The sequence below is a fragment of the Variovorax paradoxus genome (genome assembly GCF_000834655.1).
Classification (GTDB): domain Bacteria; phylum Pseudomonadota; class Gammaproteobacteria; order Burkholderiales; family Burkholderiaceae_C; genus Variovorax; species Variovorax paradoxus_F.
Genome location: NZ_JXQQ01000016.1, coordinates 1 through 22,152 on the forward strand (window position 1 = coordinate 1; position 22,152 = coordinate 22,152).

Genomic DNA, 22,152 nt, shown 5'->3' on the forward strand with positions numbered 1-22,152 from the left:
GTGAGGCTGTTCTGGTTGTCGACCACGGGCGCGCCGAAGGCGGTGGTCAGCGGGGTTTTCTTCGGGGTATCGAATGCATCGCTCATGGGAATTTTCTCAACGCGGAGAGGGGGGCGGCGAAAGGGCGCCGCGGTGGGGTGGGGTTCCTAGGCCGCCAGGGCAACGACGCTGGCGATGCCGTTCCTGGCCATCTTCGCGTACGGACAGAATCTTTCCGTGTTGCGCACCAGCTCCTCGGCCACGCCCTTCTCGACGTCGGGCAGATCGACGCGGACATCGGCGGTGAGCATGAAGAGCCCGTCGACGGGATCGCGCCCGAACGCGACGGACACCTGCACGGTGGCGTCGTGAACAGGGATCTTCCTTTTCGCAGCCAGCAGGTTCAGCGCGCCATGGAAGCACGCGGCATAGGCGGCCGCGAAGAGCTGCTCCGGATTGGTTCCGCCGCCGCCACCGCCGAGCTCGGTGGGAAGCCGCAGGTCGACATTCAGGTTGCCGTCTTCGGAGCGCGCCACGCCGGAGGCACGCCCGTGTTCCGCCTCGCCGCCGCTCACCGTGACGGCCGTCGAATAGATCGCCTCGAATTCCTGCCCCTTGTACTTGTCCAGCAGCGTGACGGGCGGGGGCTGCAACGGACCCGGTTGCGCGTGCGCGGCTTCGGTTGCGAAGACGGTGGCTGTGTCGTTCTGCGTCGGCATTCCAGGCTTCTGTTCGATGATGGCGGGGAAGGGCCCGTTCAGGCGGCCGGGGCTTCGAGCTCGAAGGCCGCGCTGATGATGAGGTGCAGTTCGTCGCCGATCATCGGGAGCGCGGCGGTCACGCCGTAGTCGCTGCGGCGAATGCGGCCCCGGATGTCGAAGCCGATCGTGTAGACCTGCTTGGCCGGATTCACGCCGGCACCGACGAAGTCGACGTCGAACGTGAAGCTGCGCGCCACGCCATGCAGGGAGAGTGCGCCGGTCACCTGGAACGAGTTCTCCGCCAGGGAAAGGGGTGCCGCGAAGTCGAAGGCGATCGACGGAAACCGCTCCGCATCCAGCCAGTCGCGGCTCCTGAGTTCGTTGTCCAGGATGCCGCTCGTGGTCTTCACGTTGGACACTGGCACGGACACGGCGAGCCGCGTGGCGCTGTCGTTGGGCGACAGCGGAAGTTCGAGCGTGCCGCCGGGCGCGGTGAACTCGCCGAAATAGGTCGAGATGCCGAAATGCGACACGCTGAACAGCACCTGCGAATGTGCGGAGTCGAGAACGTAGCGCCCGCGGCTGACGTCGGCCAGGTTCGTCGAGGCGAGTGTGGAGATTGCGGAACTGTCGGGCATGGGGTCACCAGGATTCCAAGAGGAGAGCCTTGCGGCAGAACCCCCGGCCGCTTTCTGAGCGGCCGGGGGGGCGGGCGTTGCTTCAGCGAGCCGGCTTGGGCAGCGCGAACCAGGCGTCGAAGCCGAGCGCGCCGATGCGCGGGTTGGCGCCGGGCACCAGCGTGTCGTCCTTCAGCTCCGCGCCGAAATAACGCGCATGCACGTCCTGCACGACCTTGCGCGGATCGTTGGTCTTGGCGAGAAAGCGCTGCACCAGGTCGGACAGGCGAACGCGCTCGGGGCCGGCGATCTCGACCACGCCGTTCACCGGTGCGCCCAGGGTGTAGTCGGCCACGGCGGCCGCGACGTCGTCCGATGCGATCGGCTGCACGAAGGCAGGCGAGAGGTGCACCGTGTCGCCGTCGGTGCCCGATTGCGCGATGCCGCCCAGGAACTCGAAGAACTGCGTCGAGTGGACGATGGTGTAGGGGATCTTCGATTCGCGGATGAGCTTTTCCTGCGCGATCTTGCCGCGGAAGTAGCCGCTTTCGGAGAGCCGGTCGGTGCCGACCACCGACAGCGCGACGTGGTGCTTCACGCCGGCCACCGCCTCCGCGGCCAGCAGGTTGCGGCCCGAGGTCTCGAAGAATTCGAGCACGGCCTTGTCTTCGAACGAAGGCGAGTTCGCCACGTCCAGCACCACCTGCGTGCCCTGCAGCGCTTCGGCCAGGCCTTCGCCGGTGATGGTGTTGACGCCCGATGCAGGCGATGCGGCGACGACCTCGTGGCCGGCGTCGCGAAGCTTGTTGACGACCTTCGAGCCGATGAGGCCGGAGCCGCCGATGACAACGATCTTCATGATGGTTTTCCTTGTGGCCCGCGGGCCGGATGGGTGAGGGAACGGATGCCTGCTGCGCGGATCAGGCGAGCTTTGCCTTGTCCAGGCCGAAGACCTTGTCGGAGGCGCCGGGCACGCTCTTGAAGCCGATGTTCAGGCGGCTCCATGCGTTGGTGGACATGATGAGGAAAGTGAGGTCGGAGATTTCCTTCTCCGACAGCTGCGTGCGCACGCGCTCGTAGATCTCGTCGGGCACGCCTTGCTCGGGCAGCTTGGTGAGCACTTCGGTCCAGGCCAGTGCCGCACGTTCGCGCGGGATGAACAGCGTCGAGTCGCGCCACGCGGCCAGGTGATAGAGGCGCAGCTCCCGCTCGCCGTGGATCTTGGCTTGCTTGACGTGCATGTCGAGACAGAACGTGCAGCCGTTGAGTTGCGAGGTGCGGATCGACACCAGGTCGCGGATCGACTCCTCGATGACGCCTTCCTTGATGGCGTTGAGGAACTCGACGAACTTCTTGAAGAGTTCGGGCGATTGCTCGACATAGTTGACGCGTTGGGTCATGACTAACTCCTGGAATGGGTGGCGGATGCCTGGACTCAGAGGCGGCTGAGTCGTCCGTTTGCGAAGATCGCGGAGACAGCAGGTAGCGTAGGTACGGGCGGTCGTCGCGGGTAGCCATGCACGGGGCTTCACGGTGTTGCCCATCGCGCAACAATCCGTTCGGGGGCTCGGCATGTTTCCGAAATGGCACCAGTCGAAAGTGAAATGCGGCGCGGTGGCGTCCTAGAATTTTTTTGACGCTCGCGGCAACGCGGCGTCCTCCATTCACTTTCGGAAAGCCAATCAAATGATCAAGCACATCACCGTCATGACGGCTGCCGTTCTGGCAGCGACGGGCGTCTTCGCGCAATCGTCGGAACGACAGGCCATCACCGACAGCAAGCCTCAGGTGCGAGCGCAGGCCAAGGTGGCGGCGAAGGCGCAGGGCAAGGTCGCCCCGGCTTCGGGGGACACGTCCAGGACCGCCGAAGGCGGATCGGTCGGGACCGATGTGGCGGCCGTTGCCGGCGAGAAACGCCACCAGACGCGCGACGAGCGCAAGCCGAACCGCCGCAAGCCCGTTCCCGGCGGCACGCCCGAGTGACGCTGCAGACTTGTCGATGCCCTTCAACAAAAAGCCCGCCAGTGAATGGCGGGCTTTGTCGCATGTGGCTCAGCCGCTGCGTTGGAAGATCGGAGCGGGCGGCCGCATCGCACCCGATGCTCAGACGAACTTCCGGTCGACATAGCACCATCGCCAGGATTCGCCGGGCTCCGCGGACTGAATGACCGGGTGGCCGGTCTCGTGGAAATGGCCGGTCGCGTGCTTGCCCTGCGACGAATCGCAGCAGCCGACGTGGCCGCAGACGAGGCACATGCGCAGGTGGACCCAGCGGCCGCCCGAGCGCAGGCATTCCTCGCAGCCTTGGGTGCCCGGCGCGACGGGGTGGATCTGGTCCAGGTGCGTGCAGCCGGCTGTCATGCGCGCACCTCCGTGCACGGATGGGCGGTGAGGACGGAAATCTTCATGGTGTCTGCTCCTTTGGTGCCCGCGTCTACAGATCGAGCAGGATCGCGCCGTCGCTGACGTAGCGCGAGAAATTCCGGAAAGGAATGGCGGCCTGCGCGCGGTAGTTCTCGTCCTGCCAGCTGAACACCGTGTCCATCCGCGCGATCTCGATTTCCACGAGGCCGCGGCGCACTTCGAGCTCGGGGCCGTCGCCTTCGCTGTACGCCACCGTCCCGAGCACTTCGGCCTTCAGCGTGGTGGCGAGGTTGTTGCGGATGCGTTCGTTCAGGCGCATCAGCTGGTCGGGTGCGCTGTGCGCGCGCCCGGAGCGCGGCGCGAGGCCTTCCTCCATCACGAGCGCGGCATGCACGCCGTCGTCGGCATGCATCCGCCGCACGAACCCCGAGAGGTTCTCGAAGCCGTGCAGGCCGACCTTGGTACCGATGGCCCAGCGCAGCATCACGAAGTGGTAGGCGTCCGCGATCGAGCGCCGGCCCGTGAGCCAGTCGCGGCCTTCGAGCTGCGCATCGAGCCGCCCGAGGTATTCGCGCACATGGCCGCGCGCCGTGGCGGCAAGCTGCGCCGCCACGCTATCGTCGGGAAGGTAGCGCTCGGGAAAGAAGATCGGCCTGAATGCCTTGTTGACATCGGAGTTCAGAAAGCCCAGCCAGCGCATGACCTCCGCCCGCGAGCGCGGCGAGCCGTCGCCCGCCAGCTGCAGATGCGGGTACAGGTCCGCGAGGTAGCCGAGGATGGCGACGTTCTCGGTCAGCGTGAAGTCGCCGTCCACGAGGATCGGAACCACGCCGGTCGGGTTGAGCGCCAGGTACTCCGGCGTCTTGATGCTGCCGCGGTCCATGCGGACCGTCTCGTACGGCTGGCCCGACCACTCGAGCACGATGTGGTCTGCCAGTGAACTGGCGCCGGGCATGTAGAAGAGTTTCATTGCATGGGTCCTGTCCGCTTCCGTTCGAAGGAAGCAAGGGGATGCCGTCCACCCGCCGCGTCGCCGTGTTGCTGGTCGGATTTACGCGGGGACACCGCGCCGACGTGAGTCTGTCCCGTGCACGAACGGGTGGAAAGTGCACGCCTCATTACAGCCGCCTCGGCGATCTGACACCCGTCATCTTCGTGGCGGCGGGTGGAAGGCAAACTGTGGGTCACTTCACCGGAACGAAGAACTCGGCACCCTTGTTCTTCACGAGCATGACCACGAACTTCGCAGGCTTGGTCTTGCTCGCGTTGCGTCCCACGGTGTGGATGTCGTCGGGGCCTTCGTAGAAGGTGTCGCCGGGCTTGAGCGTCACTTCCTTGCCGCCCTTCACGCCCATCACGATCGAGCCTTCGAGCACGTAGACGAAGCTGTGGGCGTCGTGCCGGTGCACGGGGTCGGCGGCGCCGGGCGGGTAGTCCACCGTGATCATCAGCACTTCCTTGCCGGGGATGTCTTTCATCTCCTTGGTCAGGAGCGGCGTTACCTTGGCGTCTTGTGGCGTGGCGTGCGATGGTGCGTGTTGCGCCATCGCCGCGCCTGCGGCGAACATCAGTGCGAGGCCGATGCCTCCTGCAATCTTGATCATGCTTTTCCTTCGTTGGTGCGGTGGATGAATCGTAGGATCGGGCGTCCTGGCGCGGTAGCCATGCGGGGCGGATCACGGTGTTGTCCGCGAAGCACCAATCGCGCATTGGCGCCTAGAGCAGTTGCGTGCGGATCGGAATTCCGGACTTGAGCGTGAGGGTCACCGGCGTCCGCTCGGCGATGTCGGCCAGCCGCGCGCGCTGGGCATCGTCGAGCCCGTGGATGCGCAGCGACCTCTGGATCACCGTCACGTTGTCTTCGCGGGAAAGATGCAGGTCGACCCGCACCGATTCGAGCGGCCAGCGCTTGAGGTCCGCATACATGCGCAGCGTGATGGCGGTGCACGCGCCCAGGCCCGCGATCAGCAATTCGTAGGGCGAAGCGCCCATGCCTTCGCCACCGAGGTAGGAGGGCTCGTCCGCGACGAGCGCGTGGCCGCTGCCGAGCTCGACCTGCGTGCAGTAATGGTCGCGTCCGATGCGCGCGATGGCCCGGGCCATGGTGGGGTGGCGAAGAAGGCGATCGAAGCGCTCAGGCTTCGAGTGCCGTCGAGTCGCGCCAGCACAGCGCCGAGAGAACCACGCCTTCGCCGTCGATCTCGAACTCGTCGGGCAGCGGCCCGTCGATGCGTTCGAGCTGCACGGCGCCGGCCAGCCGCTCGCGCAGGTCGCGCAGCCAGCGGCTGCCGTGCGCCATCCAGGCCGGGCTGATCTCGTCGCCGTCCAGCGAAGGTTCCAGCATCACGATGACGCGCAGCATGCTTTCGTCCACGGGGCGTATGGCCCACAGGCGCCGCACGGTGGGATGCTCGGCGTACCAGCGGGCGAGGGCGCTCGACGTTGCACAGCCCTGCTCGCGCGACGGGAGAGTGGATTCCAGCGAGAGTCTCATGACGGGCTCCCCATCGGTGCGGCGAGGGAGCATGCGCGGGACGAGTGGTGGGGCTTCATGGGATGTCCGTTGGGTTGAAAGCGAGCCGCCGCGCTTTCGCGGGATGGCCGGCTCTGCGTTGCGACGTTGCGAGAAAGGCTTGCGAACGGTCGATGCTAGGGAGCCAGGCATCGCGGCGGTAGGCCTGCGCAGGGCCGCACCGTGTTGTCGCGGGTGAACCAATCACCCGCGGGTATCGCTGGCCGATCTCACTGGCCGATATGCACCGCCCGTCCGACCGACAGCCCGAGCGCGCACATCGCCAGGCACAACCCGAGGCACGCTGCCAGCGGCATCGTCCAGTTCCCTGCGGCTTCGTGGAGGAAACCGACCAGCGTCGGGCCGACGGCCGCCAGCAGGTAGCCGATGCACTGCGACATGCCGGACAGCGCCGCGGCGATCTGCTGGCTGCCGGCGCGCAGGCCCACGAAGGCCAGGCTCAGGATCAACGCGGACCCCATGCCCATGCCGAAGGCGAAGACCCAGAGCGGTGTCAGCGCGGGCAGGAGCAGCAGCCCTGCCAGTCCGCAGGCGCTGAGGGCGGGCGATGCGAACGCGATCCAGCGCTGGTCGGACAAGCGGTGCAGGAGCGGCATCAGCAGCAGCGCCGGCACGGCTCCTGCCAGTTGCATCCATCCGTGCAGCGTGCCGGCGCGCGCGCTCGAGAAGCCGGCCTCCTGCAGGATCGAAGGCAGCCATGCGATCGCCGCGAAGTAGATGAAGCAGGTGAGGCCCAGGTACCCCGCGACCTGCCAGGCCAGCGATGCCCTCCACACCGATGCGCCCGGCGCACCCGTCGAAAGGCCAGGCGCCGAAACCGTTCGAAAGCGCAGTTGCGGCAGCCACACCAACGCGGCGGCGAGCGGCAGCACCGCGACAGTGGCCAGCGAGGCCGGCCATCCGGCGCCGAGCGCATGGTCCAGCGGGACCGCGACGGCCGAGGCGATGCCTGCGGCGGAGATCATCGCCAGCGCATAGCAGGCGGTGAGCCTGGCCACATGGTGCGGAAAGTCCCTCTTGAGCAAACTGGGCAGCAGGACATTGGCGATGGCGATCGCGCCACCGATCACGCAGGTTCCCGCATAGAGCGCCGACACGGTGCCGATCGAGCGCACGGCGATGCCGGCGAGCAGCAGGCCCAGCGACGCGAAGAGCACGCGCTCCAGGCCGAACCTGTGCGCGATGGGCGCCGCGATCGGCGACACCAGCGCGAAGGCGAGGAGCGGCAATGTCGTCAGCAGCCCGGCCTGCGAGGCGCTCAGCGCGAAGCTGTCGCGGACCGGCCCGAGCAAGGGGCCGAGCGCGGTGATCGGTGCCCTGAGGCTGGCCGCGATGAGCAGGATGCCGGCGATGAGGAGCGCGGCGCGGGTCGGGGAAATGTCGGTTTCTGGAGGGCGCATGAAAGTCCGGAGCGGTGCGGTGTGCGGGCAATGAATGCGGCGGCGTTCGCCGATTCGCATGCCGGGAAGAGGGCCATGGAAAAAGCCGCCGGCGCGCTGTCTGGCGCGCCGGCGGCTGGAGGGGTGAGCGCGCTCAGTTCAACGGCTGGTCGGACGGCGGCGCCTTCATGCCGATGGCCATGCGGTTCCACGCGTTGATGTTCGCGATGGCCCAGCTCAACTCGACGATCTCCTGGTCGTCGAACTGCGTCTTCAGCGCCTCGAACGCACTGTCGTGGTCGCCGTGCGGCTGGGCAATGCGCGTGAGCGATTCCGCCCACTCCAGCGCCGCGCGTTCGCGCTTGTCGTAGAAGTCCACTTCGCGCCAGGTCGCGATGCTGTTGATGCGCTGCCAGCTCTCGCCGAGCCGCCGGAGTTCGCGCGCGTGCATGTCCAGGCAGAACGCGCAGCCGTTGATCTGCGAGACGCGCGTGACCACCAGCTCGGTGAGCTTCGCGCCCAGCGTCGATTTGGAAATGGCCGTGCCGACGCTGGCCATGGCCTGGTAGGGCTTCGGGGCGATCTGGGTCCAGGGGAGGCGGGGAGAGCTCATGGTGTTTCCTTGATGAATTCTTGAGTTCGTGAATGGGTGGAGGAACAGGAAGACTCTGCGCCGCAGGTGCTGTCGTGCCATCGGCCGATCGTCGGACGCCGGTCTCTCCCTTTCGGGCCGTACGCGGTGCGGCTAGAACCTGTGGGCGTATCGGATCTGGACGAAGTTCTCGCCCGGGTTCGGATGCTTGATGCCCGCGTTCGAAAAATGCTCCAGGCGCAGCGAGACCTCGTGCTGGCGCTGCTCGCCGAAGCTGCGGCCCACCGCCAGGTGCGTGCCGAAGTTGAAGCTCGTCGAAAAGCTCTTCTGCCGCGTCCTGTAGACCGACGAGGTGGCGGTCAGCCCGAGCCCGGCCTCGAAGAACCACGGCGAAGCGCCGTCCGCCGGGCGGTAGCGAAGCGCCGGGATCAACGCGAATTGCGACAGGTGCGAGAGCCCGGCCCGGTCTGACGACTGGATCTGCCAGTACGCGTAGGAGGCCTCCAGGTAGCTGCCCAGTTCGCCCGGCCCCAGCTTCCAGCGATAGGGCAGGTCCCAGGCGAGGCCGACGGTCAACACTCTGGTTCCTTGCGCGGAGCCGGATTGCACGAAGGCAGAGGAGGGATGAGTCAGCCCTTGCGCAGCGGCATGGCCGGTGAAGGACAGGCTGATTGCGATGCCGAGCAGCGCGGCGGCCTGGCGTCCGCGGCGGGAGGGCGCGGTGTGGTTCGTATGGAAGAGGACGTTTGACATCCACCCAAGCGTAGGAAGACCTCGCCCGGAGCGAATGCGCCAGAAGAGAGAGCCGGCGTCCTCCCTTTGGTCGCGCAGCAGGCCGCAATGCGGCCTTCATCCTCCCGCCCCGCACCCTCGGTCTACCAGAGGCTCTCGAGCAGCGCGTCGAGCTTGACGCTCGCGTTGTTGCCCAGGTCGGCCACCTCGTTGGGGTAGTTCTTCTTCAACAGCCGGGCCACCTCCGGCAACTGCGCCTTGTCGAGGTCGAAGGCACCGATGCGGTCCGGCAGGCCCAGCGAGGCGACCACGCCTGCGATGCGGTCGGCCAGCTGCGTCGCGGCATCCTGCTGGGCGGATCGCGCGCCGAAGATGGCGAGCTTGTCGCCATAGAACTCGGCGCAGGCGCGGATCACGGGCGCCAGGGTGATGCAGGAGGTCGCGCTGTGCGGCAGGCCGAAGGTGCCGCCCAGGATGTGGCCGATGCGGTGGCTCAGGCCATAGATGACCGAAGCCGGCGAGAAATAGCACTGCCAGGCCGCCAGCTGCAGTTGCAGCAGGTCCTCGGGCGCGACGAGCCCTTTGTCCAGGGCCTCGCGTGTGGTCATGGCCTGCGGCCACTTCTGCAGGACCTGGAGAAACCGCTCCAGCCCGCTCGCCGCCATGATCGCGTGCGGGTGCTCCTTCGTGACCTTGCGCATGCCCTCCACCGCGTGGTCCATGCCCTTGATCGCGGAGGAGAGCAGCAGCGCACGCGGCGTGTCGAACACCAGCACGGGGTCGATCACGACGACCTTGGGCACGGTCTCGCGCACCGCGTAGCTGCGCTTGAATTTCTCGGGGCCATCCGTCTCGGTGATGCCGAAGTAGTGGGAGAACTCCGAACCCGAGAGCGTCGTCGGCAGCGCCGCGATCGGCAGGTAGCGCCCGGTCTTCTCGTGATGCAGGTGGGACACCGCCTTGGCCGCGTCGAGCACCGAGCCGCCGCCCAGCGCCACGATCGACCCGGCCTCGGCGCGTAGGCAGGCATCGAGGCCGCCTTGCACCGCCACGTCCGGCACGTGCGCCGGCAAGTCCATGAAGCTGCCCACGGCCTGCTTCAGGTTGGGCTGCACGCAGCCTTGGTAGAGCTTTTCCAGCGGTTCGACCGTGAACGTGATCGGCCGATGGATGCCGTGGTCGCCCAGCCTGGCCACGGCGCCCTGCAGGATGTGCTGGCCCCAGAAAACGCCATCCTGCGGCAAGCAATTCAAGTGATTCATCTCGGTCGGCCTTGTGGAAGTCAAGGCCGAAAAGATAGGTCCTTCACCTTGTGCTCACAAGCCGCTCTTTGCCAGACGCAGCGTCCATGCGTGTGGACGATGCGGCCCGATGATCGCGCCCCGCGCGGGGCGACTCACTCGAACGAGCGGGGGTGGTCGAATGCCGTGACGACCGGCATCTCCACGGCAAGAAAATCGACCAGCGAACGCACTGCGGGAAGGAGCCCGGTGCGAAACGGGATCAGCGCCGAGATGCGTGCGTCCGCCGCCGACCAGTCGGGCAGCAGTTGCCGCAAGGTGCCGTCCCTCAACTCCGAGCGGCAGATGTAGCCCGGCAGCGCGGCGATGCCCAGGTTCGCGCACGCCGCTTCCTTCAGCGCCACCATGTTGTTGCTCTGGAAGCGCGGGTCGATGGGCATGACGAGTTCCTCGTCGTGCGGCCCCTTCAGCAGCCACTGCTGCGGCCCGTTGCGCACCATTGCGATGGTCGCGTGCTGCGCAAGGTCCGCGGGACTTTCGGGCACCCCCATCTGCGCGAGGTATCCGGGCCCTGCGAACAGGTACCAGGGAACGTTGGCGAGCGCGCGCTGCACCAGCGTGGAGTTCTGCAGCGACGCCGTGTGCCCGCGTATCGCGAGGTCGAAACCTTCGCCCACGATGTCCACGTACCGGTCGGTCGCGATCTCCACGACGCGCACCTTCGGATACCGGTTCATGAAGACCGGAAGAATCTCGCGAAGCGCGAACTGCGCGATCTCCACGGCCGTGGTCAGCCGGATCACGCCGCTGGGCTCGGCCAGGCGCTGGCGCACCGCCTCTTCGGCGACGTCGGAGCTGTGCAGCATCGCGACCGCGTACTGGTAGAACTCCTTGCCGATGTCGGTCATGCCGAACTGGCGGGACGTCCGGTTGAGGAGCCGCACACCCAGGTAGCCCTCGAGCTCCTGGACGCGATGGCTCAGCGTCGACTTCGGAAGGCGAAGGGCCGACCCGGCGGCGGTGAAGCCTCCGCGGTCGACGACTTGCACGAAATAGAAGACATCCTTCAGATCCAGCATCGGAACCCTAGTGAGAGAGCAGGCTGGCCGCGTGGCAGCGACAGGGCTGCGCCGAGGATACCGCCAGCCGCCCGCGGCCCGCCATGTCTTCTTCGCCCCGCGTCCCGGCCTTTCAGGCTGCTTGCGCCTCCGGCTGCGCAACGCGCAGCGACCGTGCGACCGAGGCGACGCGCCGGCCCTGGTACGTTGCCACGGCGAGGTCCTCGGCACCCGGCATCACCGAGTCCCTGTTCGAGACGTGCGTCGCGCCGTAAGGCGTGCCTGCAGCGAACATCGCCGGATCGGCGTAGCCGAGCGGCACGATGATGAGGCCCAGGTGCGCCATCGGGCCGTAGAGCGACAGCAAGGTCGCCTCGTTGCCGCCGTGCCGGGAAGAGGTCGAGCCGAACACCGAGCCGGCCTTGCCGTTGAGCTTGCCCTGGAACCAGAGGCCGCCGAGCGAGTCGATGTAGGCCTTGAGCTCCGCGGAGATGGAACCGAAGCGCGTCGGCGTTCCGAAGACGATGGCGTCCGCCCATTCGGCATCGGCCTCGGTCGGGGCTTCGTACTTGGCGTTCATCTCGCTGGCGCGCTCGGCCCACTCGGGCACCTGGCGCATGACCTCCGGCGCGACGAACTCCCGCGCGCGGCGAATCCGCACTTCCGCGCCTTCGGCCATGGCGCCTTGCGCGACGGCCTTGGCAAGAAGCTCGGTTGAACTGTTGCGGGAATAGAAAGCGATGAGAACCTTGGGTTTGGACATGGGTTGCCTGTGTATGGATGCGGAAAGCAAGAAAGGGGAATGAGGTCTCGCGCCGTCCGTCAGACGGCGATGGGTTCCAGGCGCGCGAGCAGTTCGTCCTTGCGGTCGCGCAGCCACGGCGGCAGCTGGAACTCGGCGCCGAAATGGCCGGGCTCCTCGTCGATGGCGAAGCCGATGTCGGTGGTGGCCGCCTCGAACATCACGCCGCCCGGCATCTTGAAATACATCGAGCGGAAGTAATTGCGGTTGACCGATTCGGAGGTGTCGATGTGGCCCATCGACATCAGCTTTTCCTTGATCTGCATCTGCTGCTCGACGCTGTCCACCGCGAAGGCCACGTGGTGGATCGTGCCTTCGCCGTAGATCGACGAGCCCTGCAGGCGGTCCGGTTCGTGCACGAATTCGACGATGGTGCCGGGCTTGCCGTCGGCGGCCTCGAAGCGGTGGTGCGGTCCGGATTGGCCGGCGTAGTGGAAGTCCAGCGCCTCTTTCATGAAGATGATGGATTCATCGACCTCGCGCAGCGACAGCGTGATGCTGTGAACGCCCCGGATCGCGAACTCCACCGGAATGTCGTCGGCCGTGCAGGGCGGGCGCGTGTCGTTCGCCGAAGCCACCAGGTCGAACTCGATGCCGCAGGGATGGAGGAAGCGCTGGCGCTGCTCGCCGAAGCGCTCGACGACGGCCTCGTCGAAGGTCACGCCGCGCGCGCTGAAGCGCTCGCGCCAGAAATCGAGCGAGCCCGCAGGCACCGAGTAGTTGATGACCTTGATCTGGCCCGAGCCGCGGCGCCCCTTCACGCCTTTCTGCTTGAAGGGAAACGAGGTGACCAGCGTGCCCGCATCGCCCTGCGCGTTGCCGTAGTAGAGGTGGTAGACCGGCTCCTCGCCGTCCAGCAGCACCGTTTTCTTGACGAGACTCTGGCCGAGCAGCTTGACGTAGAAGTCCACGTCTTCCTGCGCGCCGCTGACGCAGGCGGTCAGGTGGTGAAAGCCCTTGATGATCGACATGTGAGTGCCCTTGTATGGATGCAGTTGCCTGCTAGTGAGTGAAAGAAGCGAAATGTTCGAGCGGCAGCTTCTGCAGGGTCATGCAGTTCTCCGGCATGCTGTTGTTGGCCCAGCCCATCGACATGCCAGCGATCACCATCTCGCCCTGCGGGATGCCGAGCTCCGCGCGCAAGACGTGGTGTTGCAGCGACCAGATCTGCTGCGGGCAGGTGTCCAGGCCCCGCGCCTTGGCGGCCAGCATGACGTTCTGCAGGAAGCAGCCGTAGCAGAGAAAGCTGGCCCATTCGAGGCGGCGGTCCATCGTGAAGATGATCCCCACCGGTGCATCGAAGAACAGGAACTGCCGCTCCACGTCGCGCAGGCGTCCGGTCTTGTCGCTGCGGTGCACGCCTTGCGCATCGCCGAGCTGGCCGCGGAAGGTGTTGAAGCGGCTCACGTACGGGTCGTGCAGCGGTTGGGGAAAGAAGGGGTACTCCGGCGCCAGCGTCGCATGGTTGGCGCGGAATTCCGCCACTGCCGCCTTGGTGACGCGGTCGCGGGCTTCGCCGGTCACGACATAGCAGCGCCAGGGCTGCGTGTTGCTCGAGCTGGGGGCATAGCTCGCCGTCGACAGGATGTCCTTCACCATGTCCAGGGGAACGGGGCGGTCGAGAAAGCCGCGCTTGCTGCGTCGCTCCCGGATGAGGTCGTCGATGGCGGGTGTCGAATTCATTTCCAGGATCTCCATCAGTAGGTTGGCTGACATGGGCTTCTTTCAAAGTTCGGTTTTGGAATTAGCTGAATACCGCGAAGTCGAGGGAAATCGTAGGTACGCCGTCGGCGCCTGAGAAGACCCCGATTCCTGCACGCTCGGTCCGGGAATCGCGAACGATCGGTGCGCTCATTTCCCTTGCCTGGCCATGTGCGGGCACACCGGCGGCGGGTCGCCGATGAAGGTGCGCGCCGACCAGAGTTCGGGGAAAGGAATCTCGTCCATCGTCGGCGCGAGCCACGCGACGCCTTCGGTGCCGAAGTACGCCGGCCGCGCGCCGAAGGTTCGCCGCGTTGCCATCAGGTGCCGGAATTTCCAGTTGCAGAACCCCTCGGCAATGTCGGCCAAGGTCTCGCCGAGCTGCTGGAGTTCGATGTTCGCGTTCGGGTCGGCGTAGATCTGTCGCCAGACCTGCTCGACGTCCTTGCTCGGGCTGTAGGGCGCGCTCAGGTCGCGCGCGAGCACCTCCGCCGGGACGTTCATCCCCCTGCGCCGGAGGAAGGCGAGCACGTCGTCGTAAAGGCTGGGTTCGGCCAGCGCCTTGCCCAGTTGCTCCCGGCGATGGGGCTGTGGCTCGAAGTGCTGCAGGTGCTCGGCCTCCTTGATGCCAAGCAGGTACACCATGTGCCGGTAGGTCCACCCCTGCAGCGCCGTGTCCTTGCCGTGCGTGGCGACGGCGCGGGACAGGATCGCGAGCAGGTCGTTCGGCGTCATCCAGTCGATCGAGCGCCAGATGGCCTCCAGCGGCGCATGGTGCGCAACGACCCGCAGCAGCGTGCGCCAGGCCTGCGGCAGGTTGTCCGCGCGCAGGAATGCTTGCGCCGTCTGGATCTCCTTGACGATGAGCATCCAGTAGAGCTCGGACACCTGCACGTGGACGATCCAGGCGTGCTCGCCGGGATGGTCGCTCACCGTGCGCTGCAGCGAGTGCAGCGTGTCGGTCTGCATCCATGCGCTGTAGGGCGTCTGGCCGGCCGCGGCGACCGCGGGCGCGGGATGCCCGGCGTTCTGAAGGGTAGGGGTGTCGTTCACTTCGTGCTCCTGGTGGTGTGGGGTCTTTCAGCGCGCCGGGGTGGTCTTGGCCACCGGGCGCAGCATTTGTTCCATCTGCAGCGCGATCTGCAGGAGCGCCGCATCGCCGCCCGGCTTTGCCACGATCTGCAGGGCCGCGGGAAGCGCGCCGCCGCGCGCCGCAAGCGGGATCGAGATGGCGGGGAAGCCCGCGACGTTGAACGGCGCGGTGTAGTTCATCAGCGCCTCCCGGACCGTGCCCGACCAGTTGCCGATGTCGATCGATGCCTGGTTCACCCGCGGCGCGGTGCAGGGGCAGGTCGGCAGCACGAGGAAGTCGACCGCAGACATGGCGCGGTGCAGCCGGGCGGTGAAGTCGCGCCGCGACTGCTGCGCGCGTGCGTAGTCGGCCAGCGTCATCGTCCTGGCGCGCTCGAGCCTGTCGATGGTCTCGCGGCCGTAGTGCGCGGCGATGCGATCGGGGTCGTTGCGACGGAAATGCTCCGCGCCGCCTTCGGTGAGGACGATGTGCGCGAAGGCCTCGAAGACGCCCTCGAACAGCGCGGGCGCATCGAGCGTCGAACACGCAAAGATCGCCGCGAGCCTTGCGACGGCGCCGTCGAATGCAGCCGCGACTTCGGCGCTCAACGGCACGGGTGCGATCTCGCGGATGACGCCCAGCCGCGCGTGCGGACGCGCGGCGTTCCGCGGCACCTCGATGTGGAAGGCGCTCGCAAGCAATGCAATGTCGTCGACCGTCGCGCCCAGGAAGCCGGGATGGTCCAGCGTCGGCGCCAGCGGAAAGATGCCGCGCGTGGGCAGCGCGCCGAACGTGGGTTTGAAGCCGACGACCCCGCACAGCGCGGCCGGAATCCGCACCGACCCGCCGGTGTCCGTGCCGAGGCCGGCGGCCACGGCGCCGTAGGCAATGGCGGCGGCGGCACCGCCGCTGGAGCCGCCGGGAATGCGTGTGCGGTCCAGCGGGTTCAACGCGTCGCCGAAGGTGGCGCTGGCCGTCGTCACGCCCCATGCGAATTCGTGCGTGGTCGTCTTGCCGATGGGAATGGCGCCGCGCTCGATCAAGGCGCGCACGATGTCGGCGTCGAAGGTTGGAAGATGCCCCAGGTAGGCGGCCGAACCGTAGCTGGTCTCGATGCCCCGGGTGTCGATCAGGTCCTTGACGCCGATGGCCAGGCCCTCCAGCGGCCGTTGCCGGCCTTGCGCATAGCGTCGCTCGCTTTCCGCCGCGGCCCGGAGCGCGCCGTCCCAGTCGATGGCGGCGAACGCGTGCAGCTCGCGCTTGCCGGCCTCCGCCGCGTCGAGTGCCTGCTCGATCAGGCCGGAGACCGTGATGCGCCGCGTGGCAAGGGCTTCGAGCGCGCGGCGAAGACCGGGTGCGCGAGGGACCACGCTGGATGGCTGGCGAACGGCGTTCAAGGCTTGGCTCCGTGTTCAGGAAGGGTCATGGGGCGAACTCGTCCGCCATCACGAAGTGACGGGCGAGTGGATCGGTGGCAAATGGCGCCGCGAGCGGCGGGGGCGTGCTACGCCGCGAGAAACATCAGGCCGTGGCTTCGGCCCGGCAGTCCGCAATGGCATCCATGTAGCGGGAGTGCGGCAACGAATCGAGCGACGCCTGGATGGCTTCGCTGCACAGCGAAGGCCGCCTGGCCAGTTCGTCGCAGTAGCGCGTGACCCGGGGCAGCGCGTCCCACATCGACGAGAGCCCGAGGTAGCTCAGGCGCACGAGGTTCACGCCCCAGAACACATCCGCGAGCGAGAAGGCGAGCCCGTTCGAACAGCCGAACGAACCCGCGGCCAGGTCGCGCTCCAGGCCGGCCAGCAACTGCTTCGTCTGCCCGCGTGCGGCGCGCTGGAAGGCCGGGTCGTGGCACACCTTCTTGCCGCCGCTTTCCTTCACGACCTTGGCGCGGTAGGCCGCCACCAGTTCGGGTTCGCCCGCGTTGTCGGCGATCAGGCGCTCGAGCGCCATGACCTTGTAGTCGTAGACCGTCCGCATCGACGCCTTGAGCGCCTCGGGCCGCAGGTCCGCGTCCGGATGAAAGCCGTAGAGCAGGGCGCCGTTCGGAATCCTGTCGACGATGCCGACCTGGCGCATCACCTCGGCGCGCGCATCGGGCGCTTCGGGAACGAGCTGGAGCGGCGCGCGTGATACGCCATCGAGATAGACGCAGATGCGCTGCGAATCGGCAATCACGCGTCCGGCCTCATGGTCGACGAGCAGCGGCACGACGCAGGGATCGAAGCCCTCCGTTTCCACCGAGGTCCGTCCGCTGTAGCCGCTGACGTACGCGCGGTTCAACTCGCGCGCGGCGACCAGGCGCAGGCGGATGTAGGCGGGGCTGTAGTGCTCGGCCGGAACCAGCCCCTCGCTCCCCATGGTGCTCAGGATCAGCATGTCGTTGGAGCGATACGAAAGCGCCTCCTCGTGCAGCACCGTGCGCACCTTCTGCGAGCACAGCGAACTGGCCGCATGGAAGAGCTCGAACCTGGGTTCGGTGCGGCCGCCCACGATGGCGATGCGGGCGGGGTCCGCGATGGCGGCGCGCGCGGCGGCGGTCATTTCGATCAGGGAGGCACGACTCGTCATCACATTCCTCATCCGCCTGCGCGGCAGGCACACCAACCAACAATCCATGAGCGGGTTTGGCGTCCGATCCGTTTCAGGTTGGACGCAGGCAAATCGTAGGGAGCCCGCTGGCGATTGAGAAGGCGTCGGAGCTTGTACGCACGGTCCCGGAATTTCGAACGATCCGCGGCACGGCCACCGCGGTGGTTGCGGCCGGAGCTCGGCGCAGGCGCGCGTCAGGCGTCGGCCGCGGGGCGGTCTTCGGGGATCAGGCGCACCCAGCCGTGCTGGCCGTGCACGCGTGCCAGCCAGTCGCGGATGCCGGCGAAGCGCGCCATGTCGTAGCCGCCTTGCCCCGCCAGCGAGACATAGGCCGAGAGCGCGAGGTCGGCGACGGTGTAGCGCTCGCCCACGAGCCATGTGCGCCCGATCAGCCACCGGTCCAGCTTTTCGAGGCCGGGGTATCCGTCGGCGTGGAGCCGGTCGATGTCGTGCCGCTTCTCCTCTGCAAGGCCACGAAGGTGAAGCACGCGCGGGATGGCGATGGCTTTCTGGAGGTCGGCCTGCTCGAAGAAGAGCCAGCCCATGACCTCGGTCCGCAGGTACGGGTCGTCGGGCAGGTAGGGCGTGCCCTCGGCCAGGTGCAGCAGGATCGCGCCCGACTCCACGATCGGGCGACCGTCTTCCAGCACGAGAACCGGCACGCGCGCGAAGCGGCTGATGCGGAGAAACGCGGGGTCGCGGGTCTCGCCTTTCTGCAGGTCCAGCGTGATGCGTTCGTATGCCAGCCCCAGCTGGCTCAGGAGGATGCGGATCTTCCATGAGTTGCCCGATAGACGACTGTCATAGAGACGCAGCATGGTTGACTCCATCAAGTGAGGCCCGCGGGACCGGAAGAAGCGACCGGCCCTGGGAGCTCACCGCGCCGCAAGGGCAGCCTCGGGCCGTCCGCCGATTTTCACCGGAGAAGGCCGTCGCTGCCGACTGCCCGCGGGAGGATCAACCCTTCTGCAGATGCCGTGCCAGGAAGGCCGCGGTCCTGCCGTTGGCCAGCGCCGCCGCGTCGGCGTCGTAACCGATGCCGCGGTGCCGTGCAAAGGCGTGGGCGCAACCGGGATAGCTGTAGGCCTGGACCTGCGGACGGTTCGCCAGGGCGGAGGAGATTTCCCGTTGTGCATCGGCCGGGATGTATTCGTCCTTCTCCGCGAGGTGAACGATCAACGGGCCGGCGATGCGGTCTGCCTCCCGGGCGTACTTGTCCGCATTGCCGGGGTAATAGGCCACCGCCGCGTCGGTGCCCACACGCGCGGCGGTGAGGAAGGTCAGCAGGCCGCCGAGGCAGTAGCCGACGACGCCGACCCTGCCCGTCGCACCCGGCATACCGCGGACGGCCTGCATGGTGGCGGCGATGTCGTTCACGCCGGCATCGAGGTCGAAGGCGTTGTACAGCGCCAGGCCCCGCGCGCGTTCCGCCTCCGTCCGGTCGGAGAGGTCGACGCCCGGCGCGATCCGCCAGAACAGGTCGGGGCAGACGGCCAGGTAGCCTTGCGCCGCGAGCTCGTCGCACGACTGGTGCATGTCGGCATTGACGCCGAAGACCTCGTGGACGACGACGATGGCCGGTGCGGGGAGCTTCTGCGGACGAGCGACGTACGCGGGGAAGCCCCCGCCGGAGGTGGTGATCCGTAGCGGGTCGTGCATTGTTTTTTTCCTCGGGGGCCTGTTCAGGCGTTGAGCCAGAAGGCGATGTTGCGCACGTACTGTTTCGTCGAGCGGAGCGCCTCGGGGAAGCGGACGATGCCGTCCCCGGCGGGCTCGGTCACGAAGGAGGGACAGCCGGCCGAGGGGGCCCAGTTGTAGTCGGCGAAGTGATGGAAGGTCGACTGCGCGATGGCCCTGCCGCCGTTCTCGGAGCGCTCGAACGCGACCGCGATGTTGTAGCGCCTGCCGGACATCGAGCTCTGGCCTTCCATGACGACGCGGCAACTGGAGTCGCCGGGCGGCACGCTGACGGTGCCTTCGTGCGGGTGCGCGGGCAGGTACTGGATCACGCCGGTTGCCGAGCGCCTGTCGCGCATCACCGGATGGATGCTGCCGACCGAGCGGATGCGTTGGTAGTCGCCGTTCGCGCCCGAGTGGTAGTTGGGCCAGGAGATGTTGGCCGAGAACGGGTTGTCCATGCAGTGGCGCGCGGCATCGGGTTCGCAGTTGCGGCTGTGGAAATGGTGCGCGGCGCCGATGCCGCTCAGGTTGCAGATCGAGCTGCCCAGGTCCATGTGGTCGCGCGTGACCATGAGGCCGCCGCCGCGACGCCGGAACCTGCCGATGCTCGCGCAGTCCTCCGGCGTCAGGCCGTCGCCGACATCGACGGCGAAGAGCCAGAGCTGGTCGAAGTCCGATTCGTCCAGCGTCGAGAGCACGGGGTCGGGGCCCGAGCGCGGTGCGCGGTCGCGCGCAGTGACGCGGAAGGCGGGCTGCCCCTCGTCGTCCTGCAGCTGCGAGAGAAACGAGCCGAGCCGACTGAAGCGCGAAATGTTCCAGTCGTCCGGGTCTCCTTCGATCGTGGTTTGCAGCAATAGATTCAGCATGGTGCAAGGTGGGGGACGGTCGTTCCTGTTCTCGGTTCAGCTCTTGAGGAATGCGAGCAGGTCCGCATTCACCTTGTCCTGCATCGTGGCGGTGAGCCCGTGCGGCGCGCCGGGGTAGTAGATCGCCTTGGCGCCCTTGATGAGCTGTACGGACTTCTTCGCCGAATCGTGGATGGGCACGATCTGGTCGTCCTCGCCGTGCATGACCAGGGTGGGTACGTCGATCTTCTTGAGGTCTTCGGTGAAGTCGGTTTCCGAGAAGGCCTTGATGCATTCGTAGGAGTTCTTCTGGCCGCATTGCATGCTCAGGAGCCAGAAGTGGTCGAGGATGCCCTGCGACACCTTGGCGCCCGGCCGGTTGGCGCCGTAGAACGGGATTGCAAAGTCCTTGTAGAACTGCGAGCGGTCACCGGCCACGCCGGCGCGAATGCCGTCGAACACCTCGATGGGCAGGCCTTCGGGGTTCGCCGCCGACTTCACCATGATCGGTGGCACCGCGCCGATGAGCACGGCCTTGGCCACGCGCTTGCTGCCATGGCGTGCGATGTAGCGCGCCACCTCGCCGCCGCCGGTCGAGTGGCCGACCATCGTGGCCTTCTTCAGGTCCAGGGCCTCGAAGAGCGCCGAGAGGTCGTCGGCGTAGCCGTTCATGTCGTTGCCCGACGAAGACTGGCTCGAGCGGCCATGCCCGCGCCGGTCGTGCGCAATCACGCGAAAGCCGTTGCGCGCCAGGAAGTGCATCTGCCCGTCCCACGCATCCGCATTGAGCGGCCAGCCGTGCGAGAACGTGACCACCGGGCCTTCGCCCCAGTCCTTGTAGTAGATCTGGGTGCCGTCCTTGGTGGTGATGGTGTTGCTCGTCATGGAAGTGCTCCGATGAGGTTGGCTGGAACGGTCGCGGGTGGTTGCGCCGGCTGCGTCCTGCATGCCGAAGGCGAGGGTGCCGGTGGCGACTGCCGCACCGGTTGCGATCAGGTGGCGGCGTGAAGGGTTCTGCGTGGTCTTCATGGGTTTCCTGGTGGTGAAAGTTGAAGCGTCGGACCACGGTTCGCATGCGGTGGGCAAGAGGCCGTGGCGTGGTTCAAATCGTAGGTTCACCCCCTGCGCGCGGGTAGGCCCGCGCAAGGACTCACGCTGTTGTCGCGGCGGCACCAATCGCGGTTTCCGCCTCCGGCTTTGCGCCGAGCTCGGTGAGGCAGTCCAGGTCGGCCGCGCGGATCTTCAGCGTCATGAAGTCGATGAACACGCGCATGCGCGAAGGCAGGTGCTGCCGGCTGAGATAGCAGATGTAGTGGCCGCTGTCGTCGGGGGCGTACTGGACCAGGCACGGCACCAGCGCACCGGTTCTCAGCGATTCGCATGCCAGGTAGCCCGGCAGCTGGGCGATGCCGTGGCCGTCGAGCACGGCCTGCAGCACCAGGTCGGCGTCGTTGTAGGTGAGCTTGGCCTGCGGCACGAGTTTGCGCGGCTGGCCGCCGACCTTGAACTCCCACTCGGAGATGCGGCCCGAGGAATAGCGGAAGTTGATGCACTCGTGGCCGGCCAGCGCCTCCACGGTGGCGGGCAGCCCGTGGGCTTCCTGGTAGGCCGGGGAGGCGCAGAGCAGCAACTGCATGGGGATGATCTGCTTGGCGATGATCTGGGCGTCTTCCATGCGGCCGTTGCGGAACGCGATGTCCACGCGGTCCGAGGTGAAGTCGGTCGGCTTGTCGTTCAGCAGCAGGTCGATGGTGACTTCCGGGTAGGTGGCGCGGAACTCGCCCAGCAGCGGCGCGACCACCCGGCGTCCGAAGCCCACCGCCGAGCTGATGCGCAGGTGCCCGCGCGGCGGGCCCTGCCGCAGGTCGCGCATCTCTTCGACCGCCTGGACGATGCGGTCGACACCGGTGTGGCAGTTGGCGTAGAAGAGGTCGCCTTCGCGCGTGAGCGTCGTGCTTCGCGTGGTGCGCAGGAAGAGCCGGACGTTCAACTGGTCTTCCAGCTTCTGGACGCTGCGGCTCACGGCGGAACGGCCGATACCCAGGCGGTCGGCGGCCCGCGCGAAGCTGCCTTCGGTGACCACGGCAATGAAGGCGACCACCCCCGCATAGCTTGTGGCGAAGCTGGAGGCCAGCGGGTCCGCGCGCGGCGTGAGGGGGATGGACGGGGGGGAGGGAAGGGCAGAGGTTGTCATGGGGCGGCTTCTCGGTTCGAGGGGCCAGGCGTCCTGGGCCCCTCATGAAAGCGAAGCGGCCACTCTGCGC

Annotated in this window: 26 protein-coding genes; 1 reads left to right on the forward strand and 25 read right to left on the reverse strand. The window is 67.2% G+C overall.

All coding sequences use genetic code 11. From position 1 onward, the window contains the following. Window positions 1-146 precede the first annotated feature (146 nt). The 4 genes from RT97_RS08010 to RT97_RS08025 all read right to left on the reverse strand — a co-directional run bounded on the left by RT97_RS08010 (window position 147) and on the right by RT97_RS08025 (window position 2,697). A complete protein-coding gene (locus RT97_RS08010; protein ID WP_042578261.1) occupies window positions 147-698 on the reverse strand; it encodes an Ohr family peroxiredoxin in 552 nt (183 codons plus the stop codon). Window positions 699-736: 38 nt separating this feature from the next. Further along, window positions 737-1,318: a YceI family protein gene (locus RT97_RS08015; protein WP_042578262.1), complete on the reverse strand. Its 582-nt coding sequence runs from the start codon at window positions 1,316-1,318 to the stop codon at window positions 737-739. Window positions 1,319-1,400: 82 nt separating this feature from the next. Continuing rightward, window positions 1,401-2,156, reverse strand: coding sequence for an SDR family oxidoreductase (locus RT97_RS08020; RefSeq protein ID WP_042578263.1), 756 nt, complete (start codon window positions 2,154-2,156; stop codon window positions 1,401-1,403). Between the two features lie 61 nt (window positions 2,157-2,217). Continuing rightward, window positions 2,218-2,697, reverse strand: coding sequence for a carboxymuconolactone decarboxylase family protein (locus tag RT97_RS08025; RefSeq protein ID WP_042578264.1), 480 nt, complete (start codon window positions 2,695-2,697; stop codon window positions 2,218-2,220). Between the two features lie 286 nt (window positions 2,698-2,983). Here RT97_RS08025 and RT97_RS08030 point away from each other — a divergent pair, with 286 nt between their 5' ends. Further along, a complete protein-coding gene (locus tag RT97_RS08030) occupies window positions 2,984-3,280 on the forward strand; it encodes a hypothetical protein (RefSeq protein ID WP_042578265.1) in 297 nt (98 codons plus the stop codon). Between the two features lie 120 nt (window positions 3,281-3,400). On the opposite strand, the gene RT97_RS08035 is transcribed toward RT97_RS08030, so the two are convergent. The 21 genes from RT97_RS08035 to RT97_RS08135 all read right to left on the reverse strand — a co-directional run bounded on the left by RT97_RS08035 (window position 3,401) and on the right by RT97_RS08135 (window position 22,082). Next, window positions 3,401-3,658: a ubiquitin carboxyl-terminal hydrolase 14 gene (locus tag RT97_RS08035; protein WP_042578266.1), complete on the reverse strand. Its 258-nt coding sequence runs from the start codon at window positions 3,656-3,658 to the stop codon at window positions 3,401-3,403. Window positions 3,659-3,731: 73 nt separating this feature from the next. Beyond that, window positions 3,732-4,631, reverse strand: a complete 900-nt coding sequence (locus tag RT97_RS08040; RefSeq protein WP_042578267.1) for a glutathione S-transferase family protein — start codon at window positions 4,629-4,631, stop codon at window positions 3,732-3,734. A gap of 214 nt (window positions 4,632-4,845) precedes the next feature. After that, entirely contained in the window at window positions 4,846-5,265 is a 420-nt protein-coding gene (locus tag RT97_RS08045; RefSeq protein ID WP_042578268.1) for a cupin domain-containing protein, read from the reverse strand. A gap of 112 nt (window positions 5,266-5,377) precedes the next feature. Beyond that, window positions 5,378-5,764, reverse strand: a complete 387-nt coding sequence (locus RT97_RS08050) for an OsmC family protein (RefSeq protein ID WP_042578269.1) — start codon at window positions 5,762-5,764, stop codon at window positions 5,378-5,380. A 31-nt stretch (window positions 5,765-5,795) separates the two neighbouring features. Next, window positions 5,796-6,155, reverse strand: coding sequence for a hypothetical protein (locus tag RT97_RS08055; protein ID WP_253278180.1), 360 nt, complete (start codon window positions 6,153-6,155; stop codon window positions 5,796-5,798). A gap of 248 nt (window positions 6,156-6,403) precedes the next feature. Further along, the gene (locus RT97_RS08060; RefSeq protein WP_042578270.1) at window positions 6,404-7,594 is read right to left on the reverse strand and encodes an MFS transporter; all 1,191 of its coding nucleotides are present in this window, start codon (window positions 7,592-7,594) and stop codon (window positions 6,404-6,406) included. A gap of 133 nt (window positions 7,595-7,727) precedes the next feature. After that, entirely contained in the window at window positions 7,728-8,186 is a 459-nt protein-coding gene (locus tag RT97_RS08065) for a carboxymuconolactone decarboxylase family protein (protein ID WP_042578271.1), read from the reverse strand. Between the two features lie 132 nt (window positions 8,187-8,318). Then, window positions 8,319-8,741 (reverse strand): acyloxyacyl hydrolase, encoded by a 423-nt coding sequence (locus RT97_RS08070; protein WP_253278181.1) that lies wholly within the window; start codon window positions 8,739-8,741, stop codon window positions 8,319-8,321. A 299-nt stretch (window positions 8,742-9,040) separates the two neighbouring features. After that, the gene (locus RT97_RS08075; RefSeq protein WP_042578273.1) at window positions 9,041-10,159 is read right to left on the reverse strand and encodes an iron-containing alcohol dehydrogenase; all 1,119 of its coding nucleotides are present in this window, start codon (window positions 10,157-10,159) and stop codon (window positions 9,041-9,043) included. A 134-nt stretch (window positions 10,160-10,293) separates the two neighbouring features. Beyond that, the gene (locus tag RT97_RS08080) at window positions 10,294-11,217 is read right to left on the reverse strand and encodes a LysR substrate-binding domain-containing protein (RefSeq protein ID WP_042578274.1); all 924 of its coding nucleotides are present in this window, start codon (window positions 11,215-11,217) and stop codon (window positions 10,294-10,296) included. A 112-nt stretch (window positions 11,218-11,329) separates the two neighbouring features. Next, complete coding sequence (wrbA, locus tag RT97_RS08085; RefSeq protein WP_042578275.1) at window positions 11,330-11,959, reverse strand: NAD(P)H:quinone oxidoreductase; 630 nt, start codon at window positions 11,957-11,959, stop codon at window positions 11,330-11,332. A 59-nt stretch (window positions 11,960-12,018) separates the two neighbouring features. Then, window positions 12,019-12,969 carry a ring-cleaving dioxygenase gene (locus tag RT97_RS08090; protein ID WP_042578276.1) on the reverse strand — a complete coding sequence of 317 codons (951 nt, stop codon included), beginning with the start codon at window positions 12,967-12,969 and terminating at the stop codon, window positions 12,019-12,021. A gap of 31 nt (window positions 12,970-13,000) precedes the next feature. Continuing rightward, entirely contained in the window at window positions 13,001-13,681 is a 681-nt protein-coding gene (locus RT97_RS08095) for a nitroreductase (RefSeq protein WP_042578314.1), read from the reverse strand. Between the two features lie 168 nt (window positions 13,682-13,849). After that, window positions 13,850-14,752, reverse strand: a complete 903-nt coding sequence (locus RT97_RS08100) for a tryptophan 2,3-dioxygenase (RefSeq protein WP_042578277.1) — start codon at window positions 14,750-14,752, stop codon at window positions 13,850-13,852. Between the two features lie 27 nt (window positions 14,753-14,779). Then, the gene (locus RT97_RS08105; RefSeq protein WP_042578278.1) at window positions 14,780-16,168 is read right to left on the reverse strand and encodes an amidase; all 1,389 of its coding nucleotides are present in this window, start codon (window positions 16,166-16,168) and stop codon (window positions 14,780-14,782) included. 124 nt (window positions 16,169-16,292) lie between these two features. After that, window positions 16,293-17,342, reverse strand: a complete 1,050-nt coding sequence (locus tag RT97_RS08110; protein WP_042578279.1) for a glutathione S-transferase family protein — start codon at window positions 17,340-17,342, stop codon at window positions 16,293-16,295. 215 nt (window positions 17,343-17,557) lie between these two features. Next, the gene (locus RT97_RS08115; protein WP_052810605.1) at window positions 17,558-18,181 is read right to left on the reverse strand and encodes a glutathione S-transferase family protein; all 624 of its coding nucleotides are present in this window, start codon (window positions 18,179-18,181) and stop codon (window positions 17,558-17,560) included. 139 nt (window positions 18,182-18,320) lie between these two features. Next, window positions 18,321-19,022, reverse strand: a complete 702-nt coding sequence (locus RT97_RS08120) for a dienelactone hydrolase family protein (protein ID WP_042578281.1) — start codon at window positions 19,020-19,022, stop codon at window positions 18,321-18,323. A 23-nt stretch (window positions 19,023-19,045) separates the two neighbouring features. Beyond that, a complete protein-coding gene (locus RT97_RS08125; protein WP_042578282.1) occupies window positions 19,046-19,909 on the reverse strand; it encodes a hypothetical protein in 864 nt (287 codons plus the stop codon). 36 nt (window positions 19,910-19,945) lie between these two features. Further along, window positions 19,946-20,917 (reverse strand): alpha/beta fold hydrolase, encoded by a 972-nt coding sequence (locus RT97_RS08130; RefSeq protein WP_042578283.1) that lies wholly within the window; start codon window positions 20,915-20,917, stop codon window positions 19,946-19,948. Between the two features lie 121 nt (window positions 20,918-21,038). Then, entirely contained in the window at window positions 21,039-22,082 is a 1,044-nt protein-coding gene (locus RT97_RS08135; RefSeq protein WP_042578284.1) for a LysR family transcriptional regulator, read from the reverse strand. Window positions 22,083-22,152: the final 70 nt, after the last annotated feature.

Coding starts and splice junctions, on each gene's coding strand:
- RT97_RS08010 (WP_042578261.1), bottom strand. CDS start 698: ATGCCGACGCAGAACGACACAGCCACCGTCTTCGCAACCGAAGCCGCG.
- RT97_RS08015 (WP_042578262.1), bottom strand. CDS start 1,318: ATGCCCGACAGTTCCGCAATCTCCACACTCGCCTCGACGAACCTGGCC.
- RT97_RS08020 (WP_042578263.1), bottom strand. CDS start 2,156: ATGAAGATCGTTGTCATCGGCGGCTCCGGCCTCATCGGCTCGAAGGTC.
- RT97_RS08025 (WP_042578264.1), bottom strand. CDS start 2,697: ATGACCCAACGCGTCAACTATGTCGAGCAATCGCCCGAACTCTTCAAG.
- RT97_RS08030 (WP_042578265.1), top strand. CDS start 2,984: ATGATCAAGCACATCACCGTCATGACGGCTGCCGTTCTGGCAGCGACG.
- RT97_RS08035 (WP_042578266.1), bottom strand. CDS start 3,658: ATGACAGCCGGCTGCACGCACCTGGACCAGATCCACCCCGTCGCGCCG.
- RT97_RS08040 (WP_042578267.1), bottom strand. CDS start 4,631: ATGAAACTCTTCTACATGCCCGGCGCCAGTTCACTGGCAGACCACATC.
- RT97_RS08045 (WP_042578268.1), bottom strand. CDS start 5,265: ATGATCAAGATTGCAGGAGGCATCGGCCTCGCACTGATGTTCGCCGCA.
- RT97_RS08050 (WP_042578269.1), bottom strand. CDS start 5,764: ATGGCCCGGGCCATCGCGCGCATCGGACGCGACCATTACTGCACGCAG.
- RT97_RS08055 (WP_253278180.1), bottom strand. CDS start 6,155: ATGAGACTCTCGCTGGAATCCACTCTCCCGTCGCGCGAGCAGGGCTGT.
- RT97_RS08060 (WP_042578270.1), bottom strand. CDS start 7,594: ATGCGCCCTCCAGAAACCGACATTTCCCCGACCCGCGCCGCGCTCCTC.
- RT97_RS08065 (WP_042578271.1), bottom strand. CDS start 8,186: ATGAGCTCTCCCCGCCTCCCCTGGACCCAGATCGCCCCGAAGCCCTAC.
- RT97_RS08075 (WP_042578273.1), bottom strand. CDS start 10,159: ATGAATCACTTGAATTGCTTGCCGCAGGATGGCGTTTTCTGGGGCCAG.
- RT97_RS08080 (WP_042578274.1), bottom strand. CDS start 11,217: ATGCTGGATCTGAAGGATGTCTTCTATTTCGTGCAAGTCGTCGACCGC.
- wrbA (WP_042578275.1), bottom strand. CDS start 11,959: ATGTCCAAACCCAAGGTTCTCATCGCTTTCTATTCCCGCAACAGTTCA.
- RT97_RS08090 (WP_042578276.1), bottom strand. CDS start 12,969: ATGTCGATCATCAAGGGCTTTCACCACCTGACCGCCTGCGTCAGCGGC.
- RT97_RS08095 (WP_042578314.1), bottom strand. CDS start 13,681: ATGAATTCGACACCCGCCATCGACGACCTCATCCGGGAGCGACGCAGC.
- RT97_RS08110 (WP_042578279.1), bottom strand. CDS start 17,342: ATGACGAGTCGTGCCTCCCTGATCGAAATGACCGCCGCCGCGCGCGCC.
- RT97_RS08115 (WP_052810605.1), bottom strand. CDS start 18,181: ATGCTGCGTCTCTATGACAGTCGTCTATCGGGCAACTCATGGAAGATC.
- RT97_RS08120 (WP_042578281.1), bottom strand. CDS start 19,022: ATGCACGACCCGCTACGGATCACCACCTCCGGCGGGGGCTTCCCCGCG.
- RT97_RS08125 (WP_042578282.1), bottom strand. CDS start 19,909: ATGCTGAATCTATTGCTGCAAACCACGATCGAAGGAGACCCGGACGAC.
- RT97_RS08130 (WP_042578283.1), bottom strand. CDS start 20,917: ATGAAGACCACGCAGAACCCTTCACGCCGCCACCTGATCGCAACCGGT.
- RT97_RS08135 (WP_042578284.1), bottom strand. CDS start 22,082: ATGACAACCTCTGCCCTTCCCTCCCCCCCGTCCATCCCCCTCACGCCG.